The sequence below is a fragment of the Elusimicrobiaceae bacterium genome, from assembly GCA_028700325.1.
Taxonomy (GTDB): domain Bacteria; phylum Elusimicrobiota; class Elusimicrobia; order Elusimicrobiales; family Elusimicrobiaceae; genus JAQVSV01.
In genome coordinates, this window is record JAQVSV010000032.1 from 1 (window position 1) to 20,632 (window position 20,632).

Annotated in this window: 15 protein-coding genes; 9 read left to right on the forward strand and 6 right to left on the reverse strand. The window is 58.4% G+C overall.

Translation table 11 applies throughout. From position 1 onward, the window contains the following. Positions 1-154 precede the first annotated feature (154 nt). The 5 genes from PHW69_05585 to PHW69_05605 all read right to left on the reverse strand — a co-directional run bounded on the left by PHW69_05585 (position 155) and on the right by PHW69_05605 (position 8,959). Complete coding sequence (locus PHW69_05585; GenBank protein ID MDD4004660.1) at positions 155-982, reverse strand: helical backbone metal receptor; 828 nt, start codon at positions 980-982, stop codon at positions 155-157. After that, positions 972-1,568: a thermonuclease family protein gene (locus PHW69_05590; GenBank protein ID MDD4004661.1), complete on the reverse strand. Its 597-nt coding sequence runs from the start codon at positions 1,566-1,568 to the stop codon at positions 972-974. The genes PHW69_05585 and PHW69_05590 overlap by 11 nt, the downstream gene beginning before the upstream one ends. Then, on the reverse strand, positions 1,561-2,487 hold the full coding sequence (locus tag PHW69_05595; protein ID MDD4004662.1) for a TerC family protein: 927 nt from the start codon (positions 2,485-2,487) through the stop codon (positions 1,561-1,563). Before PHW69_05595 ends, PHW69_05590 begins: the two co-directional genes overlap by 8 nt. A 69-nt stretch (positions 2,488-2,556) precedes the next feature. Then, complete coding sequence (locus PHW69_05600) at positions 2,557-5,850, reverse strand: UvrD-helicase domain-containing protein (GenBank protein ID MDD4004663.1); 3,294 nt, start codon at positions 5,848-5,850, stop codon at positions 2,557-2,559. After that, positions 5,837-8,959 carry a PD-(D/E)XK nuclease family protein gene (locus PHW69_05605; GenBank protein MDD4004664.1) on the reverse strand — a complete coding sequence of 1,041 codons (3,123 nt, stop codon included), beginning with the start codon at positions 8,957-8,959 and terminating at the stop codon, positions 5,837-5,839. The genes PHW69_05600 and PHW69_05605 overlap by 14 nt, the downstream gene beginning before the upstream one ends. A 198-nt stretch (positions 8,960-9,157) precedes the next feature. On the opposite strand from PHW69_05605, the gene PHW69_05610 reads away from it, so the two are divergent. From PHW69_05610 to PHW69_05640, 7 genes are read left to right on the forward strand one after another with little or no spacing between them, the layout of a single operon-like run. Then, positions 9,158-9,460, forward strand: coding sequence for a hypothetical protein (locus PHW69_05610; protein ID MDD4004665.1), 303 nt, complete (start codon positions 9,158-9,160; stop codon positions 9,458-9,460). Continuing rightward, positions 9,457-9,933, forward strand: a complete 477-nt coding sequence (locus PHW69_05615) for a hypothetical protein (protein ID MDD4004666.1) — start codon at positions 9,457-9,459, stop codon at positions 9,931-9,933. Before PHW69_05610 ends, PHW69_05615 begins: the two co-directional genes overlap by 4 nt. A 6-nt stretch (positions 9,934-9,939) precedes the next feature. Continuing rightward, positions 9,940-10,362, forward strand: coding sequence for a hypothetical protein (locus PHW69_05620; protein MDD4004667.1), 423 nt, complete (start codon positions 9,940-9,942; stop codon positions 10,360-10,362). Between the two features lie 9 nt (positions 10,363-10,371). After that, positions 10,372-11,916: a hypothetical protein gene (locus tag PHW69_05625; GenBank protein ID MDD4004668.1), complete on the forward strand. Its 1,545-nt coding sequence runs from the start codon at positions 10,372-10,374 to the stop codon at positions 11,914-11,916. Between the two features lie 6 nt (positions 11,917-11,922). Continuing rightward, the gene (locus PHW69_05630; protein MDD4004669.1) at positions 11,923-12,882 is read left to right on the forward strand and encodes a hypothetical protein; all 960 of its coding nucleotides are present in this window, start codon (positions 11,923-11,925) and stop codon (positions 12,880-12,882) included. Continuing rightward, a complete protein-coding gene (locus PHW69_05635) occupies positions 12,879-13,319 on the forward strand; it encodes a hypothetical protein (GenBank protein MDD4004670.1) in 441 nt (146 codons plus the stop codon). Before PHW69_05630 ends, PHW69_05635 begins: the two co-directional genes overlap by 4 nt. Positions 13,320-13,344: 25 nt before the next feature. Continuing rightward, on the forward strand, positions 13,345-15,243 hold the full coding sequence (locus tag PHW69_05640; GenBank protein MDD4004671.1) for a secretin N-terminal domain-containing protein: 1,899 nt from the start codon (positions 13,345-13,347) through the stop codon (positions 15,241-15,243). Between the two features lie 343 nt (positions 15,244-15,586). On the opposite strand, the gene PHW69_05645 is transcribed toward PHW69_05640, so the two are convergent. Then, on the reverse strand, positions 15,587-18,955 hold the full coding sequence (locus tag PHW69_05645) for a protein kinase (protein ID MDD4004672.1): 3,369 nt from the start codon (positions 18,953-18,955) through the stop codon (positions 15,587-15,589). A gap of 103 nt (positions 18,956-19,058) precedes the next feature. Here PHW69_05645 and PHW69_05650 point away from each other — a divergent pair, with 103 nt between their 5' ends. Beyond that, positions 19,059-20,156 carry a type II secretion system F family protein gene (locus tag PHW69_05650; protein ID MDD4004673.1) on the forward strand — a complete coding sequence of 366 codons (1,098 nt, stop codon included), beginning with the start codon at positions 19,059-19,061 and terminating at the stop codon, positions 20,154-20,156. A 120-nt stretch (positions 20,157-20,276) separates the two neighbouring features. Next, positions 20,277-20,632, forward strand: a 356-nt coding sequence (locus PHW69_05655; GenBank protein ID MDD4004674.1) for a prepilin-type N-terminal cleavage/methylation domain-containing protein, incomplete at its 3' end; no start/stop codon positions are given.

Sequence of the window (20,632 nt, forward strand, 5' to 3'; positions counted from 1 at the left end):
GATCCCCCCCCCGCCAATAACGCCATCAAAACCCGCGGCGGCCGCACCCGCCACAGTATTTCCGGGCCGGGATCATGGGTGGGGCCGCACCACAGCGCAAACGCCGTGGCCGCCGCAGCCGCCAGCGCGAGCGAAATGATTTTGGCGCGCGCGCTCATGGCGTTTTCTCGTGCGCCGGAAACAGCAGGCTGTTAAATTCGGCCAGCGTGCCTACGATATTTACTGACGGACGGAGATACTCGTCGGCGTTTCCGGGACGCAGCACGCGCCGGTTTTTTATCGCCGGGACCAGGCCGGCTCCGGCCAGTTTTTCAAAGTCGGTTCTGACAAACGACAGGTCCAGAATAACATCCGGACTTCGCTCGACGATACTTTCCCACGCGACTTTTCCATAAGAGCTTTTCAAATCAGCGAAAATATTTTCACCGCCCGCCGCCGCCACCAGATCGGTTATATAGGATCCCGCGCCCGCGGTCCAGTGATTGACGTCCAGTTCCACATACACCCTCGGCGGGCGCGTGTTCCGCGCGCGCAGTTCAAGCGCGGCCAGTTCCGCGCGCATCCGGCCGGCGAGTTTCAGCGCCTCCGCGCGTTTGCCCGCCGCCTCGCCGATCAGCACGATCCCGTCGAACACGCCGGCCACGGTCTGCGGATCCGGTATCTCGACTGTTTTTATTCCCAGCCGCGCAAGCCGCGCGCGCGCGCCGGAGGTTCTGGTTCCGCCGGCCAGCACCACGTCGGGATGAAGCGACACTATTTTTTCGATGTCGGGGCTGAAACTGTCGCCGCAGCGGGGCACAGCGCTGCCAGCCGCGCAGAAATTGGACACGCACACCGGCTCAGCCCCCAGCGCGTAAAGCGTCCGGGTATTGGAAGGCAGCAGCGACACCACTCTGCTTTGCGCGCACCGCCCCCCCGCGCAGAACGCGAAACCCAACGCCGCGAATGCCGCGGCACGCCGCATTTTTACGTCAGTTTTCATTTTTAAATTCATGCCATCTGCGCCGCATGGAATTTACCGAATCGCGCCACCATTCTTTAACCCGGCCGGCATAACCCGGCCGGGAGACGGAGGAATTTCCCCTGTCCGGCCCGCGCGCAGGCGCGGCGGTTTCAACCCGCTCTGCGGCGTCCGCAACAGGAGCGGGCCCGCCTTCGGCCCACACTCCGCGCCGCGCAAGTCTGGCGGAGTTTTCCAGCCGCCGCATCTCGCGCGTGCAGTTTGGCCCGGGCACGGTGACCGCCAGGCCTAATTTTAAAAATTCCAGCGCGGGGTTCCAGCCGTTTTCAAGCGCCACATCGGACACCTTGTACCCGTCCCGGCCGGTGTTCTTCACTTCAACCACCACGTTTTTTTCAAGCAGCCGCTCGAAAAGAACTTTTCTGGCAGCCGCTTCCTTTTCCGGCGGCACGGTGACGCCCGCGAGCGTCACTTTTTCGGTTTTTTTGCGGCGCAGAACCTCCACCCTGTCGGCGCCGGTCACGGCGGTAACCGAACCGCTGAACGAATAGCCCGCCGCCGGCCCGCACAACAGAACCGGCAGCAAAACGGTATACAGCCTAAGCATTGGTTTCACGGTTTTTCTTTGAGTGCGCCAGCGATGCCAATACCGAACCCAGCAGCACCAGCACCACCACGGCGAGCGACACGCCTGTGCTGATGTGAAATACACCGGACAGAAGCATTTTCACGCCCACAAACAGCAGTATCACGCCGATCCCGTATTTAAGATAGCAAAACATGTCCATCATGCCCGCCAGCATGAAATACAGCGCGCGCAGGCCCATGATGGCGAACACGTTTGACGAATAGACGATGAAGGCGTTTTGAGTTATGCCCAGAATTGCGGGGATCGAATCAACCGCGAAAATCAGGTCCGAAGCCTCCACCACCAGCAAAGTGGCAAACAGCGGCGTGGCGAACAGCCCGCCTTTTCTCACAAAAAATTTCTCGCCATGCGGCTCCGCCGTAAACGGCATGAATTTCTTAAACAGCCTGAGCACCGGATTGCCGCCCGGATCAACGGAGCCGGAATCATGCGTCATCATTTTCACGGCGGTGTAAATCAGAATCACGCCGAACACATAAATGATCCAGCTGAACGCCAGCACCAGCCTGACACCCGCCATTATCAGTATCAGCCGCATCAGCACCGCGCCGATAATGCCCCAGTGCAGCACCCGTGGCTGGTACTGCGCGGGCACGGCGAAATAGGAAAAGATCATCACGAACACGAACATATTGTCCATTGACAGCGAGTATTCGATAATATACCCGGTCAGAAACATCAGCGCCGGTTCCGCGCCCATCCGCCACCAGACGAGCAGATTGAAGCACAGCGCAATGCCCACCCAGCCCAGCACCATCAGGCCGGCTTCTTTCATGCCGATCGCATGGGACTTCCTGTTTAAAATCCCCAGATCCACATACATGAGCAAACCGATCACCGCTACGAATACAATCCACATTGACAGTGGCGCGGACATAATATCTCCCATGACAACCATTTATACGGCTGTCTTCATTATATTATTTAAGCACGGGCTTGATCAGGTTTAAACAATAACCCCGGTGCGCAGGAACACCAGTTTAAAAACGCTTTTTCCGGCGGGATAAAGTCTGCCTGTTATTTCAAGATAGGCGGCTTTCTGGGCCTCGTACTCCAGCGCGCGCGCCGGCTCACCGCCTGGCGCGACGGCATCGCTTTTATAATCATACACCACAACCGCGCCGTCCGTTTCCGCGACCACATCCATTACGCCGCGCATCACGACTCCGGCTCCGGCGTCATAATAAAACGGCACTTCGCGGCCCAAAATTCTTGCGCGCGCGATTTCCCCGTACGCCGCCGACCCGGCAAACCCCGCCAGAATGGCGGCGGCGTTTTTTGCGGCCGCGTCTATCAGCCCGGCGGGATACCCGGTAACGAAATACCCGGCGGCCGCGCGCGTTTCGGCGGGCGTAATTTCGCCCCGAAAATCATGCAGTTCCAGCGCCTTGTGACAGATGCTGCCGGTAAGAACCGCCAGTTCGCGCCGCTGGGGAGCGTCGTCGTCCTCCGCGCCGAAATCGCGCTCTTTTGCCTGGCCTGTAGGGCTAGTGAAAAGCCGCCGGCCGGCGAAATTTCCAAACTGCTCCTCCCGCGCGGCGTTAAGCGCGCGCCAGGCGGCGCAGTCCTGCGCCCGTGTGGCCGGCAAACCGGCGTTTTTGGCGCACAGCGCCGGTTCCGAGTCGGCGCATCCGCTTCGCTCGACCGACAAAAACGCGCCGGCCAGACCGGAAAACACGGTTTCGTCGCCGATTTCCAGCAGCTTCGCCACGGAACCGGCCGGGAATTTGCCATGATGGCAAAACCTGCTGTCGGTACCGAACAGCATCAGCAGGTTGCGCGCTCGCGTAAGCGCGACATAAAAAACACGGACTTCCTCCGCCTGCGAATGAAGCTGTTCGCGTTCTTCCAGATACGCCATGCCGAAATCGGCGTACCGGCCGATGCGCAGGCCCGCCAGCCCGGCGGTATAATCCGCCAGCAGGGCGGGCCGGTCGTTCCCGCCGCCGGTCGAACCGGAGATATTGGGTATTATGACCACCGGAAATTCCAGACCCTTGGCCTTATGCATGGTCATAATATTCACCGCGTCAAGCCGTTCGTCGGCGAGCGGGCTTTCGCCCTCGCCCGTTTTTTCAGCCACGTAATCCGCCGCGCGCCGCACAAACGCGCCAGGCCCCAGCCCCGAGCGCTCGCCCGCGCACGCGAAGATCTCGGCGAATTTAAGCACGTTCAGCGCGGTCTGCTCGCCTCCGTAGGCAAGGGAAAGCAGTTCCGCCGCGCGGCTTTCGCGCAGTACCGTGTCAATAAACCGGCGCGACGGCAATTCCCCGGCATACACACGCCAGGCGCGCAGTTTCTCGAAAAACAGTTCCGCCGCGGCGACCGGCGCGGGCAGACGGTAATCCAGCCGGCCCCGGCACCGCAACTCATAAAGCTCGCGGTCGGAAAGGCCGGCGAGCGGGCTGCGCAGCAGCCCCGCGAGCGCAATCGTATCGCCCGGGTTGTCGAGCGCGGCCAGCAGGTTAAGCAGATCGGTAATTTCCTGCGTGGCATAAAAAAACCGCTTTTCCTCGACCACATAGCCGACGCCTGCTCGCCTGAACGCGTCCAGAAGCGCGCCGAGCGAACCAGCCGAGCGCAACAGCACCGCCACGTCTTTGAGGCGCATGATCCGGCCGGGTTCCAGTTCCAGCGAGCCGGCGTTTTCCCTGATCCAGCCCGCTATCAGCCCGGCCTGCCGCTCGCGCGACTCGGCCGCCGAAATCCTGCCGCCGTCCTCTCCCGCAACCAGCACCGCATGAGGCGGCGTCCCGCCCGTCCTGCCCGGCGGCGGGTTGATGCCGATATACTCCGGCTGAATATTTTCCTCGCGCCGCATCACCGGCCCCGTGAAATGGTTGACCGCGCCGATGAGCGCCGGAGTGCTGCGGAAGTTGGTTTTCAGCCGGCACAAAAGCGCATTCTGGGCCGTCATAAGCCCGGTGAACAGGTCATAAGCTTTCATGTCCGCGCCGCGAAACCGGTAAATGGACTGTTTCGGATCGCCCACCACAAACAGCTTGCCGGGCTTGAGCCTGAGTTCGCGCCACGACGCGGCGCAGCCGCCGTCATCCTCCGCGAGATACAAAAGCATTTCGCCCTGCAGCGGATCGGTGTCCTGGAACTCGTCTATAAGTATCGCGCGGTACTCTTTTTTCAGGCGGCTGCGCGCCGCGAAGTTGGTTTTCAGCAGATCGCGCGCGCGCACCAGCAGTTCGTTGAATGAAAGCAGCCGCTCATGGCTGTACCTGTCGCGGTACAAAGTGACAAACGGGCGCAGCAGCTCCACGCATTCAAGCACCGTTTTATGCGAATCAAGCGCGGCGGTTCTCATGAAACCGACAAGCGGTCTGGCGGCGGCGTAATCCTCGTCGAGCCATTCTTTCGGCTTTGCCGGCATATCGCAATCGAGCGGAGGACGGGAAGCGGAATAATCTCCGGTTTCAAAAGCGCGGGCGAACTCGTCGAACGCGCCGGCGCATTCCAGGAGCGCGGTTTCCAGCTTGCGGGCTTTTTTAGGCGCGTATTTTGCCGCCAGTTCCCGGGCAAGCCCGGCGCTCCGGCCGCAGAAGCCGACAAACTCCGCCCGGCAAGCGAGCGGCTCATAGCCGTTCATTTCAGGACGGCAGAGCGCTTCGGCCAGTTTCCGCAAATCCTCAACGGATACGCGGGCGAGCGCGCGTTTCCAGCCGGTTTTGCGCGGGGCATTTTCGCCCAGTTCGACATCAAGCCAGCCCTGCCATAAGCGCAGGAAAAAATCTTTCGCGGCTTCGCCGTCGTCAATCCTGGATTGGGGGTCTATCCCCGCCTCGACCGGAAACAGCCGCAGTATGTGCGACGCGAAACTATGGATGGTGCCCAGCTGCGCGCGCTCAAGCGCGTCAAGCGCGGTTCGCGCGCGATCCGCTATCTTCTTTCGCCCTGCGGGGGTGTCCGCCGCCGCAACCCGGTCAGCCAGCTCGGCGCAGAACCGGTCTTTCAGCAGTTCCTCGCGCGGCCCGGAGAAAAGCTCCGCCGCCTTGCGCAGGCGCGCCGCCAGCCGGATTTTTATTTCGGCGGCGGCTTTTTCCGTGAAAGTGAGCGCGACCACTCCGCCCGCGTCCGCATCCGGCACGGCGAGCAGCCAGAAACTGAGCCGCTCGATAAGCAGGGTGGTTTTGCCGGTGCCCGCGCCGGCTTCAACAATAATATTGCGGTCAAACACGAAGCGGGCGGCTTCACGGTCGGCGCGGTCGGGCAAAACGTCAGGATTCGTCATCTGAAGCTCCTCCGGTCAGTCTGTCCCGCTCGGAAAACAGCGCGCTCATGCGCGCCCGGCGCACGCTGGCATGATGGTTTTTGCGGCAGGCGCGCGCGAAATCGCAGTACTCGCACCATTTACCCCGGCCTTCATTGGGGTTGATGAAAAAATTTCCCGTTTCCGCCAGTCCCGCCAGAAAACGCAGAAGCGCGCACGCCCCGTCATGAATTTCATTCCAGTCGGAGGCGGACAGACTCTGCTCCTCCACCGCGCCGCGCGCGTGGTCCGGCGAAAACGCTTCAAGGCTTTTGAAAACCGCGCCGCGCGGTTTCAGTCCGCGCAACTGCGGCAGCGCCTGCTCCGCCATGAGAAAATACAGAAACGGCTGAAACCGCGCCGCGCGCAGCACGTCTTTTTTCAGCAGCCGGGATCCGCGCAGTTTCGTCTTGTAATCAACAACAAGAAAAGTGCCGTCCCCGGCGCCAACATCTATCCGGTCGGCTATGCCGGCGCATTTATAATCCTTCAGCTCGGCCAGCGCCGCCTCAAGCGGCTGCTCGAAACAGGAAGGCGCGAGCAGCGCGGCGGCGGTGCCGGCGACGTCGGCCCGCACGAACTCCTTTACGGTCGCGTGCATTTTCTCGCGCACCGTTTCCCAGACAACCGGATAAACCCCGTCTTTCCGTTCCGGCACCAGTTCCTCGAAAAATCTTGCCGCGCACAGCACGGCGCGGTCGGGTTCCGGCGCGGCCCAGAAATTTTCAGCCGCCAGCGCCCGGTATGCGCCGCACAGAACGGCATGATAGAAATTGCCGGTCTCGCGGGCGTCCGGCTTTGTCTGCGCGATCTCCGCGCCGCCGCGCAGGCCCAGCACCCGCGAGAAAAAATATTTTAACGGACACTTGCCCAGGTCCTCAAGCGAGGTCGGCGAAAAGCCCTTGCCGCGCAAGTGGAGAAGGTGCGGCTGGGGTGTCCCGATCAGCCCGTCGAATCCGCCCGCCGCCCCGCCCGCCGCGACCGCCCGCGCGCCCGCGCGCAGGGCTTTGAACGCGCCGCTGTCGAGCCCGGCGGCGGGATAGCCCGCTTCAGCATCCCGGGAGAGCGCGAGCTTGAGCGAAAAATCCCGCGCCGAAAGATACTTCTCGTCCACGCAGGAAAACTGCTCCGACAGGCGGCGCGGCACGCAAACGCAGAATTTCCCGTCGTCCGGCGAAACGGAACACGCGCGCAGCAGTTCCGCAAGAAAAGAGGACATTACCTTCGCCCGCCCTTCCTCGTCCGTCGCCTGCCACACGCAGAACACGCGCTCGGAGGCGGAATCGAGCAGATAATGGAAAAGCAGCCGTTCCTCGTCATAACCGTCGAGCTTTGGCGCGATCCAGTAGCCCAGCGTGTCGCGCAGAACGCGGCGCGCGCTGTCGCGCAGAACAGGATCCTCCCGGATCAGCCTGGGAAAACTCTTTTCATTCAGCCCCAGTATTATGACGGCCCGGTATGTCCGGCCGCGCGCGCCCATCGCGTCGAGCACGTCCACGCCGCACGAAGCGTTGCCGCCCGCCGGTTCGGCGGCCTGCTCCAAAAGCATGGCGGCTTCGTCCAGAAATTCATTTTCGCGGGCGGCGCGCACCAGCCCGTACAGTTCAAGCCCGTCAAGCGCCTCAAGCGCGGCGGCCGCGGCGGCCGGTTCCGTCACGATGTTTTTTTCAATCAGGCCGCGGGCCGCGCCGCACAGCGCGCGCCACGAACCGGCGCGCTCAAGCGCGGCGAGCGAACGGTCGGTTTCCGCCAGCCATTCGGCAAACGATTGCAGATCCGCCGCCGCGTACTGCGCGTTTGAAAACCGCGCCGCGCACGCGGGATCGAAAAGCGCGCGCCATTGTTCAATCCCGCGGGTGACACCCGCCTGCGCCATATAGCCGCACACCCGCGCCGCCCGAAACGCGCCGCCCGGCGCGTTAAAACAAGCCGACGACCAGACCGCCCGAACCTGCTCGGCCGGATAATTGTCGCGCCTGAGGCTGAGAAAGGTTTTAATCAGCCGCGCCGAAGGGCTGGCAAGGAGCGGCAGTTTCACCGCCGCCCGGAACGGCACAAGATATTCCCCGAAAACCGGTTCCAGCAGCTCGGCATAAGGCTCCAGCGTGCGCGCCACGACAGCTATATCGGAAAAAGCATAATTTTCCCGCTCCACCAGCTCCAGAATCTCCCGCGCGGCGAATTTCAGCTCCTCTCGCGCGCCGGAAACGGAAACGGCTTTAAGAGCTTTTTCAGGCACGGACGCGCACGCTCCATCCGGCGAGAACAGGCACCCCTCCGCCACGCCCAGCGCCGCAGGCTCCGGCTCCAGCCGCGTGATTTCTGCGGCGTAACCGGCGAGCTGCGTGTCGAAAAACCGGTCGGCGTGGCGCATGGCGTGAAGTTTTTCATGCGGATAAAAAAGCGTAACGGGAAAATTCTGGCGCACGGCATTAAAAAACTCCAGCTGCACGCCGGTCAGCTCGTAAAAACCATAATAGGCCAGCGAATCGAACCGCGCCAGATACGCGCTCTGCGGCGCGTTCTTTATCGCCCGCTCCGCAATCTCGAATCGTGAAAGCGCCGGCAGCCGTTCGACACCCGCCATATAAGCCGACCGCACCCGCAGCAGCCAGCGCACCGCGGCGGTATCGCCCCATTTTTCAAACGCGCCGTCCTCAAGCTGGGCAAGCACGGCCTCGTCATTGACCAGCGCATCCGTAAGGTCACGCACGCTTTCGCGCACCGCGGAAGCGAAGCCGCGCGTCAAAGAGCCGCTTTCAAGGGGATACAGTTCCAATACCGAACGCAACAGGAACTCCTGAAACCCGGGCGCGCTTATGACCGGCGGCACGCCATCGCCGCGGGCGGCGGCGAGCGAAGTTTTCGGCGGAAAATTTTCCAGCGCGACTTTCGCCGAGAGCGAAGAAAAAGTTTCAAACACGATATTGGCGCACGCTCCGCCCAGCGCCAGCCTGCGGCTCAGATAATCGGCCATGCGGGCGGAAGGAACGGCAATCAGCACGGGCGAAAGCGGCGTTTCGCGGGTTTGATCAAGAAAAACCGCAAACTGCCGCTCAAGAGAACGGAATTGTCCGCAATAAAGTTTCATAGCATTCAGACTGCCGGCTCCACTCCCGGTCTGCGCCGGGGCCATACCCAGCTTTAAATTCGCGGCGCGGGCGCATACGCGGCGTTTCTTTTCATTTTACTCAATTTCGGAGCCGTCAGGCGTTTCGCCAGAGCGCCTGTGTGCCGCGCCGCCAAATGTATTTCATTGCCTATTTATAATTTATATAATAGACGTGCAATGAAACGTGCGCATGCCCATATCGCCGGGTTTACCCTTATCGAAATACAGATAGCTGTTTTCGTATTGCTGCTGGCTGTCGCCGGAATGGGCGCGGTGGTGACGAACAATCTCAAACAGCTGACCTGGCTGGAAGCGCGAACCCAGCATACCGTATTCGTGCCGGCGGACAACACCTCCGCCATTTTTGCGGTCATATCCTCAACCCCGATGGCCGACAAATCCAGAAACCATGTTGACGTGACCGAAGTCGCGGAAGCTCCGCCCGATTTCACGGCAACCGTCCTGCTCACCGACCGATGAAAAATACGCGCGCAAACCGCGGCGGCATGACCATTATGGAAATGACCATAGCGGGTGTAATTTTCTCCGTTTTCATAGTGCAGTTCGGCAGTATCTGGACGTCAAGCTCCATGCAGCTCAACTATGTGCTCAGCCGCGCCAATGTCAACAGGGAAGCGGCGGTGGCGCGCACGATGCTGATGACGGATCTGTCGTCGGCTACGGCGGTGGCGCTGGCCGAGGCGCCGGCTAACGGGTTTGAAATTTATCAGGGCAACGGCTCCACCGTAACCTACACTTCCGGCGGAGCCGCGATGTGCCTGTACCGGCACGACAGCGCCGACAGCAGCGACATGACCGTAGCCAAGCTGCTGAAATCGCTTGCCGTGACGATAAGCGTAAGCGGAACGGATGTAAAAATGGTTTTTGCGAACGGCAAAGCCGAAGTAACACTGGATATGCGGCGTGACACTGTCATCAACGCCACGCCCTGAAAAAATATGAGCGAAAAACCCGGAACGCGCGGACGGAAGGAAAACAGAGGCAGCGCAATGCTTCTGGCGCTGGCGTTTATGGGAACATCGCTGGTAATCATAAGCATCTTCCACAATCAGCTCCGCACGCTCCTGAAACTGACGGACAACCCGAATTTCGCGGAATCGGGCGTGCCGGGCCAGCACAAAGGAATGGGCCGTGCGCTTGAATTGATTGAAAGCGGCACCCCGCCCGACGGTTATACCTGCGTTCTGGCCACCGCTGCGGCATTGCCTGAACAAATTGCGCTGGTCTATGACCTGCTGGACGCCACTTCCCGGCAGTGGCGCATAACGGCTTCGACCGATTCGGTGCGGATTTCCATAGCGAGCTGCGCCTGCCCGTCCGATTTTCTGGACGAAAACAAGTTCTGGAGCAAATGCGAGTAACATGTTTCAATGAACAACCCGGTTAAACTCATAAAAGACGTTATTTCGAAGTTCCACACGAGCTACGGCATCTATGTGGACGACGACAGCGTTTACATAATACGGCTGATGGCCGGGTTCAAGGAACCGCAGGTGAACCGGAAGCTGTCGGGGCCGCTGTCGAAAGAAAAACCGCTTGCGAAATATCTGCTGGAAATTTTCCCGCACGCAAAGCCCTTTGAGGAACGGATTGAATTCAAAAACATTTTTTCGGGCCACAAACACAAAAAGGAGCTGAAACTGCTTGAAAAGCTGTACCGGTTCCTGGCGGAACTGCCGGAAACAATGACGGTGGGGATAAAGGACACTACCGTATTCTATTACGCCTTCGCGGTTTCGCAGAAACAGAAAACCATTGACATTGACCTGATAGTGAACGAGAACCAGAAAGCGGAATTTCTGCATTCAAAGAAACTGATTTACGACTGGCGGAATTTCCAGAACGAGGATCAGAATTTCATTCTGATTTCCGCCGCGAAACGCCCGACCATCATGAAAATCTGGAAGGATTTTGACGATATCGGCCTGGTTCCTTCGCGTTTCGAACCCGGCCCGGTGGCGGCGCTGCGCGCGGCCTGGAACAAAGTGCCGCCTTCGTCCGCCTTGCCGGAGATACGCATTCTGATAGGCCCGGAAATGACGCTGGTATCGCTAAACAAGAACCGGGTGCCGCTTTCATGGAACCTGCTCAATACAGTGCAGGAAAACTTCGCGGAAGCCATTTTCCCCGCCACGCAGAACCTTGTGATATACACCCGCAAGCAGTTCACGGCGGACGGCGTGTCAAAGATTGTCGTGCAGGGCAGCAATCCCGACAGGAATCTGGCGGCCCGGCTCACCGAGATGACCGGGATCCCGTGCGAAACCCACGAGTTCGCGCCTTATGACGGCTATCTTGTCGCCTACGGGCTGGCGCTGGGCACGCTGTACCCGGAAATGCAGAATATCAATCTTGTCCGTGAAATCCAGAAACGCGTTTCGCTGCTGACAACATTTCCCTATCTGGAAACTTTCATCACGACCGGCCTGATTCTGCTGACCGCGATTTACCTCGGGATGCAGACAGAACGGCTGGACAAAAACGTGCGCCTGCGCACGGCAATGAACGCCCAGGTGTCCTGGGCCGCCAGCCAAAGCAATGACGCCATCAACAAATCAATAAAAACCATGCGCGCCGAAATGGGTCCGCTTACGGCATTTTACGCCAAGCGCACGTCGTGGAGCGACATTCTCACGGAACTGGCGGAGATTATTCCGCCATCCATCCAGATAAAAAGCCTTTACGGCCGCGATGTTTTATGGGCGGGAAAAAGAGGCGGCGCGCGGACGTTTATTCTGCAGTTCGAGTGCGTGAGCGGGGCGGACGGGGCTCGTCCCGAAACCCAGGTGGAAAAATTTCTGGACGCGCTCAAACAGAGCAAGCACCTTGTAAAATGGTTTCCGAAAGTCCAGCTGAAGGCGGTCTCAATGAAACCGGACGGCAGTAAAATTTTCGCTACGGTCACTTTGGAATGACATAGAATGGCTGAACAACAGGCTAACTCCCAGTCGGTATTCAAAGAGCAGCTGGACAAAGAAGTTATTGCCCGGCTGCAAAATCCGATAATCTTCCGCATCGTGGTGCTGGCACTAATCGGCATCGTGGGGCTTGGGAGCATGGGTGTGCCTATTTATCTGCATATCGGAACGCTGCAGGAGAAAGACCAGGTGCAGCGCAGTAAAAAAATCCTGATTGAACGGAAAGAAGAAGCCGAAGTGGCGCTCAAGGCATACAAAGCACGCCTGTCGCCCAACATACGCTACATTCAATGGCTGTCGGAGATACGGGATCTGGCGCTGGGTGCGGGCCTGAAAATCCTCAACCTTGACCCCAAGCCGGTGATAACGAAAGACAAAAACGAAATTCAGAGGCTGATCGTAACAGCCTCGCTGGAAGGCAGTTACGATAATATAGTGCAGTTCATCGGCACGGTGGAGCGCCGCAAATACGGGCTTTGCGTTGATGAAATACGGCTCAACCCGGCCGACAAAAACATAAACGCGGTTCTGCAGCTGGCGATGCTGCTGCAGCCCATGTCAAAATCGGAAGCAAAAAAAGGCGGCAACGCGGATTCTCAGGCCGACAGACCCGATCTGCTGGCCGGAAAATTCAATCTAAACGAAAAACCGGCCGCCAAACCGGGTGAGGCCGCGGGCACCCCGCAAATTTCAACGGCGGCTCCCGGCGCCGCGCCCGCTCCGGCCGGGAAACCGGCGCCGGCCCCCACCGCGCAGAGCAAACCTGGCGGATCTGAATTTCCGCTGCCGGGCCCCGGCGGAAAATTCGAACTTGACGGAAACGATTACGAACGGCGGCCTGCCGCCGCGCCGCAAAACGGCGTGAAGCCGCCGCCTGCGCCGCCCGGAAAACGGCAACCGCCGGACCGGGAACCGCCCGGCGGGAAATTCAGCCTGCCTGACAACAAGGGGGCCGCGCGATGAGAATGGACGTGATTTTGCAGCGCTGGCTGCCGATTGTCATAATAATGGCCGCATGTTACGGGCTTATTTTCTCCGCCGACACGAAAATCGCGGGCGACATCCAGAATTCCGACCCGCCAATCGCGTTCCCGGCCGATCCGGCGGACTACAAAGTGCCGCCGCTTCCGCGCGACCCTTTCCAGCTGGGGCCCAAAGAAGAACCGAAAACCGACGCCAAAACCGGCGAGCCGGTGAAGAAACGGGAAATAGATCCCGCCTCGCTTTTGTATCTTAACGCTATTTTCTGGGACGAAACAACTCCCATGGTAAGCATAAACGGCAAAGTGCTTGGCATAGGCGGCGAATATTCGTCAAACATAAAAGTGCAGACGATCACGCAAAACAGCGTGGTGCTTATGATAAACGGCAGACCGGTAACAAAATTTTTCAAGGACTGAACCCTGAAGACGCAAAGGCAAAACAATGAATAAAATACAAAAACTGAAACTGGCCGCTCTTGCGGCAACGCTCGCGCTGTCGGCGCCGCCGGCAGGCGCGGCGAGCGTAATCCAGCAGATAACGGCGAAAGGGGATTCCCTCACAGCGCTGATCGCGCCGCCTTATGAATATGAGACCAAACTCTATAAAAATCCGCCCAGGCTGGTCATAACGGTACAGAACGGCCTGTTTCCGCCCGGGAACAAGATTTACAGCACCTCCGGGCGATATGTGAAACAGGTCAAGGTCAACAATGATACCGAAAACGCGGATAATATTCTCATTGCGCTGGATCTGCGCGCGCTGCCCAACACAAAAGACGTGCATGTCCGCCGGACCGACGAAGGGCTTTATGTCGGGATAGGCGACGCCGCAGCCGAACCGGAACCGGCAGTTTCAACCGAACCCGCGGTTGCCGCCAGCCTGACTCCGGCAGCCACCATGCGCGCGGCTGACCCGGGCCCGGCTTCCAATTTCATAATCTCGCCTACGGAAACCACCCTGTCGTCGCGCAAGGTAACGCTGAAACTGCGCAACACGCCGCTTATCTCCATTCTGGAAGCGATTACCCGGCAGACCGGCGCGAGTTTCATTGTAGACGAGAAACTGCAGGAACGGAAATTCGCCGCGCTGATGGAGGATGTCAGCCTGCGCGACGCGCTGCGCGCGCTTCTGGAAGTGCACGGCATGGGCTATGAGCAGATCGGGAACAGCAACACGTTTGTGGTCAAGGAAGCCAGTAATTCCCGGGCCCGGCTGGCGACGCGGATTTTCAAGCTGAAATACACCCAGCTGGCCGCGATGGCCAGTTCGGGAGGCGGCGCCGGCACGCTGGGCGCCAAAAGCGGCAGCAGCGGGTCAAGCGGCTCGAAAAGCGGGTCAAGCTCGCTGTCGGCGCCGGGCGCCGGATCTGCGCCTTCATCCACCGCCAGCAGCGGAGACGGGTCGGTTTCGTTTCTCAACGTCATCCGCAGCGCGCTGACCGACGACGGAAGAATTCAGACTTATCCCGAAACCAACAGCCTCATCATTTCCGACTCGCCGGAAAACTTCCCCAATATCGAAGAACTGATAGAAAAACTTGACACGCCCGTTCCGCAGGTTATGATCGAAGCGTATTTCATCGAAACGACCGCCACCAATTCCAAGAATCTGGGCATTACCTGGGGCACCGACGGGGTGCTGGCGCAGTTTCAGGGCAACTCGCAGCTGGTGTCGTTTCCGCTGACAAACAACGGCGAAATCAACCCGATGCACGCTTACGACTGGTCAACTTTCAGCGGGGGCGGCACGGTGGAGTCCGACTCGTATTATGGCGGCTACAGTTTCGGCATTCTCTCGTTCACGCAGCTGGTGGCGGTGCTCAAGGCGGTTATGATAGAGGGGCACGGCCAGTATCTTTCAAAACCCAAGGTCATGACCCTGAATAACAAACCCGCCGTGATTTCCGTCACGGCGGACACCGTGGTCGAGTTTGAAACGAAACAGTTCACCGGCTCCGGCTATCTGGGCGAACAGAGCAAAAACGCCGTCCGGCAGGAAACCGGCATTACGATGACGGTCACACCGCAGGTAAACGAAGGCGGCATGATAACGCTCAGCATTACGCCCCAGATAAGCCGGCCGCAGTATTCGGAATTCTTCCCGAGCGACGATGTGGTGGACACGCAGAAACGTTCTATTACCACCTCCATCCGGGTAAGCGACGGCTCTACGGTGCTGATCGGCGGCCTGCTTTCCAACGAAGAAAGCTCCACCGTGCAGAAGGTTCCCATTCTGAGCAGCATTCCCATTATCGGCAAACTGCTGTTCACCAACACCTCGTCTTCAAAAGTAAAGAAAGAACTGCTTATTTTCATTACTCCGCGGATAGTGAAGTCATAAGCGCGGGCGATCTCCGCCAATCGAACCACCCGGCTCACGCCGGGTGGTTCGATTGGCACAGACTGCCGTGCACGCTCCATCCCCCGCTTGAGCTGTGCCATGCCGGCAATCATTATGTCGAACCGGCCAGCGCCGGGGTTTTGCGGGCGGAATTTATAAACCGCCGGGAGGAGTAGTCTTGGATTACTCCTCCCGGCGGTTTCCAAAACAGGCCGTCTTCAGCTGATACGTCTTACACCGGTACTCCGCTCCGGCCGTCATCATTTATATATAGCCCGTAAAACACGCGGTCCCGGCGATTAAATCGCCGGGACCGCGAAATCGCGTTACCTGATACTGCGCGTCAAACCGGCACGCCGACCAGCTCTTTAAGCAGTTCGTCAACGCTTGAAAACCGCATATTCGGATCGGCCGCCAGACACTTGTTGATGATCAGCTCAAGCCCTTTGGGAATATCCGGCAAAATGTCGGACAGCGGTTTATAAACCATTTTTTCTTTCTGAAGATAAAAATTCGGCCCCCGGAACGGATGTTCGCCGGTCAGCATTTCGTACATGACGACACCAAGGCTGAACACGTCGGACCGGGCGTCAAAAGTGCCCAGCTCCTGCTCGGGCGCCATATATGCCAGCGTGCCGGTGGATGCGCCGGTAAGCCGGATAATGGTGTCTTTGGCCATGCGCGCTATGCCGAAATCGGTGATTTTAACCAGCCCGTCTTTGGCAAGCATGATATTGGACGGCTTGAGATCGCGATGAATTACATTATGCTTGTGCGCGTACGCCAGTCCGTTGCAGACCTGCTCGATAATCCGCACCGTATCCTTTACGGACAGCCCTTCCGGTGAATCGTCGAGTATCCGCTCCATGGATTTGCCGTCAATATATTCGAAAAGAATAAACATGTTGTCATGTTTCTCTATTATTTCATACACGATGACAATGTTGGGATGATTGAGCCGCGCCACCATCCTGGCTTCATTGGAGAACTTCTCGGAGTCCTTCTTTGAAAGCGACATTTCCTCTTTCATCCGCTTGACCGCCACATTGCGGTTAAGCGACTTGTCGAACACCTTGTAAACGATACCCATCCCGCCTTTGCCCAGCTCGCCCACAAGTTCCAGCTTGCCGTCTTTGAGCAGATTGATCATTTCCGCGTCGAGATCAAGGCGCGCGGCTTTCGCCATGGGCTTTGCGCGCGCGGAAACAGTGCGCGGCGTATCGGCCGGCGCGGCATACACCGCAACGGCCGCTTCATTCCTGCCGGCGGCTTCCGGCTGCCCCGCGTTCCGAGCCGCAGCCTCCGCTCCGCCGGCGGCCTCCGCGGCCGCAGGCTGGAAATCAGCGTTTTGAGACCGGGAAGTGGTAGGATGCTCCTCAAGCCCGAGTTTTTTGCGAACGGAGCGATACCGGTCGGCTATATCGGCATATGCCACATGAGCTTTTATCAACTCACGGTAAATCGCGTAAGCCCGGTCGAAGAAACCCTTGTTTTCACAACAGCGCGCAAACTCGTAGAAAAAACCCGGCAGATCGGCCGACGTTTTTTCCAGCCGCACCTGCTCCACCATTTCTTCAGCCACGTCGAATAAATCCAGCGCGGCGTAAACTCTCATGCAAACGCGGTAATCGTCGGCTCCCCATATCGCGCGGGACCGGCGGTTAAGCAGATTAAGCGACTCCTGCATTTCGCCTTTGTCCAGCATCCCTTCGGCAACCCGCCACTGCATTTCGGGCGGCAGCAGCTTGCCGGCCAGCTCCGCGCCCCGGCTGTCGGGACCGAACATGCTTATCAGCTTTTCGTAATCCTTGACGCTGAACGGATTTTCCGTATCCTGCGTGATCAGCTTGAACACCCGCTCCGCAAAAGCCGGCTTGCCCGCCTTGATAAACCCCACGCTCATGGCGAGATACATTGTCCGCGGAAACACCTGCGCCTCAACCGCATGGAACAAATCCTCGACCGAATCCGCCTCGATGTAAAACCCGATAATATCGCGCGCCATATCGGGCGTAAACGCCTGATCCCTGAAAATCGCGCCCAAATCTCCCACCAGCGTAAAAGCCTGCGGCAATTTGCCGGCATGGGCAAGCTCCAGCGCGTATGCCAGCACCGCGGCGCGCGGAATTTTTTCATCCTCCGCCAGCTTGTCGCTGGCATTGGCGTTTGCATAAAGCGAGATGACTTCCTGTTCGCCAAACATGTCCGGGATATAGGCGGTTTTCACCGCGCCCTTGAACTGTTCGAATACGGCCAGCGCCTGCGCGTGAGCGCCCCTGGCCGCCAGTTCCTTCACGGCGAACCGCAGAAACACGGGCGGCAGATTTTCTTTAAGCAGCTCTTCCGTGTTTTCGAAAAGAGAATAGACCTGCTCCGGCGCCAGCGCCGCGGCGTTGCCGCCCAGCTTGCGCAGTTTCCTGAAAAACGCCAGCGCCTCCGCCCGGTGGCCGTTGGCCAGCAGCGTAGTGATTTTATTTACGGCTATTGATTCGTATCTTCTGCGAAGAATGGCTTTCGCCTTAAACGCGCCGTAGCCGCCGCCAAGGCCCAGTATCAGCGCCAGAAACAGCGCCAGCCCTTTGATTCCTTTGACATAAGCGGCATGAGATTTGCGGATCATTTCTTCCACTTCGGCGGTCGGTTTCACTTCTTCGGCTTTTTTAAAAACCTCATGCGCCTTGCGTTTGCCGTATATGGGGACAAGCGCGGTGTTGTACAATGACATGCCCTGTTCGAAAAACCTGCCGTATTTCTCGTCCTGCACCATACGGTCGTATTCCCACGGCGAATACCAGACGTTGGCCCTGGCGTCTTCTCCGCCCGCGGCCAGATATTTCCCGTCCGTGGAGAACGCCACGCAGTAAACGCCTTTTTTATCCAGATTGTACGACTGCGTGAGCGAATTGCGTTTCGTCAGCCACACCCGCACAAGCGCTTTCTCGCCGCCGCCGGCCAGGAACTTGCCGTCCGGCGAAAACGCCAGCGCGAACACGGCCGTTTTTCCGCTGCCGGCCAGCTTCTGCAACAAGCCCATGTCGGGCAGCTGCCACTCTTTTATGTCGTTATCGCCGCCGGAAGTGACCAGCGTGTTGTCATCCGGATCGAACGCCAGCGAATAAACGAACCGCTCGTGCGCCGCAAATGTTTTCACGGGCCTGAAGGTGCCCGCTTCCCACACCTGCACCGACCCGTCGGCCAGCCCCGCCGCGATATACTTGCCGGAAAACCCCACGCAAAACACTTCCGCGTTAAACCTGAAACTTTTAACCAGCTCAAACCCGGAGCGCGACCATATTTTCACGGAATCGTCAGTAGCGGCCGCCAGATACTGCCCGTCCGGCGAAAACGCCAGCGAAAACACCGCCTTGCTGGCGGCCTCCAGCGTACGGCTGAGAGAAAAACTGTCAGTATTCCAGATCGAGATCCTGCTGCTGCGCCCGCCCGCAACCAGATATTTTCCCTTGGGATCGAACACCAGCGCCGAAATCGCGCCGAACGCCGGCAGCGCGTATTTTTCCTTTCCTGAATTCAAGTCCCACAGCCGGACCGTGGCGTCCTTTCCGCCCGCGGCAACCAGTTCCTCGGAGGGAGAAAAAGCAACCGCCCATATATCCGATTTAGGGGTCGTGAAAGAGCGTGCCAGTATATTCGCGGCAACCCCCGCATGACAGCATGCTGCCAGCAAAAGCAAAAACAGTAATGGTTTTCTCATTTTTGAAATATAACGCCGCGCCCGCGCAATCCTCCGCATACCCGTGCGCGAAAAAGCCCTGTTATAGAAGGTATTATACATTAATTTATAGTAAAATATGAGCATGGCGAAAAATCTGGGAGTTTTCATAAAATACGCCCGGGTGCAGACGGCTGTCCACCCCGGAATTAAAGAAGATGATATCCTTGCCTTTTTTGAAAACCTTTCCACCCTGCTCAATTCAGGCGTTGCGCTGATGCGCGCCATCGCGCTGGCGATCGAGCAGTGCGAAAGCCAGAAACTGGTCAAAGTGCTGCGGGAAGTTTCAAAAAAAGTGGCCGGCGGCAAAGCGCTTTACGACTCGATGTCCGAATATCCGAACATTTTCGCATTCCAGTGGCTGCAGGTTATCCGTACCGGGGAACAGAGCGGCCAGCTGGGCCGGCTGCTCATCCAGCTCAACACCAGCATAAAAAAAAGCAGCGCGATAACCGGCAAGGTGAAATCTGCGCTGATTTATCCGGCAATCATGCTGTGCGTCGCCATCGCCGCCATTTTCATCATGCTGTGGAAAGTCATTCCGACCTTCGCCAAAATGTTCGAGGATTCCGGGCAGAAGCTCCCCGCCATAACGCAGTTTATGGTTGACGCCTCCACCTTCGTGCAGAAATACGGCATACGGATGATCGTCATAATCGGGATAGCGGCGTTTTTATTCAAGAAATTCATCGCGACGGATTTCGGATCGCGGCAGTGGAACTCGCTGCTGATGGCGATCCCGGTTGTAGGGGAACTGCAGGTCCAGTCGGCACAGGTCCAGTTCGCGGCAAGCATGGCGCTGCTGATGAAAAGCGGCATGCCCATGCTTTCGGCTCTCGAGTCAACGCAGCAGGGTTTCCGGGAAAACCCCATTTACGCCGACATTATCGGCGACATCCTCCGCAAGGTAAGCGCCGGCGGCACGCTGGGCGGCGCGATGGAAAACACCGGTTTTTTCACAAAAATGACGGTCGGCATGACAAAAATGGGGGAGGAATCCGGCAAACTGTCGGACACTTTTGAACTGATCAACAATTACTATGAGGATAAGGTGACCGTGCTCGCCATGCGCGCCACCGGCCTGCTGGAGCCGGTAATCGTAATCGGCATGGGCGTGCTGGTCGCCGGCATGCTGGGCGCGATTTACCTGCCCATGTTCCAGATTTCTTCGGGCGGCGCGTAAATGTTTTTACGTTACCGAAAAGTTACTTAAAAAACTCATCCCGGTGAAGACGCTTAAGGTATAATATAGCAGATGCAGACGGAAGCCTGCCTGCAGACAAATTATAAAGAGGTGAGCATTATGACGAACAATAAAGGTTTTACACTCGTCGAATTAGCGGTTGTGATCGTTATCATCGGCGTGCTCGCGGCGTTCGGCGTGCCGCGCTTCCGCGAAGCCGTAGAGCGTTCAAAAGCGGGCGAAGCGTTCAACTTCCTGTCCGCTGTCCGCTCCTCGCAGGAACGGTACCATTCCCGGCAGGGCGCTTACGCCAACAATACGGGCGAGCTCGACATCAACTTTCCGCCCCCGAAGTATTTCAGCCTTGGCGATGTGACCTCCGACGAAGACAGCTGGGAGATCACGCTTTACAGAACCGGCAAGAGCGCGGGTTACGGCAAATACACGGTCAGATTCACCGAAACCGGCTACGCCGT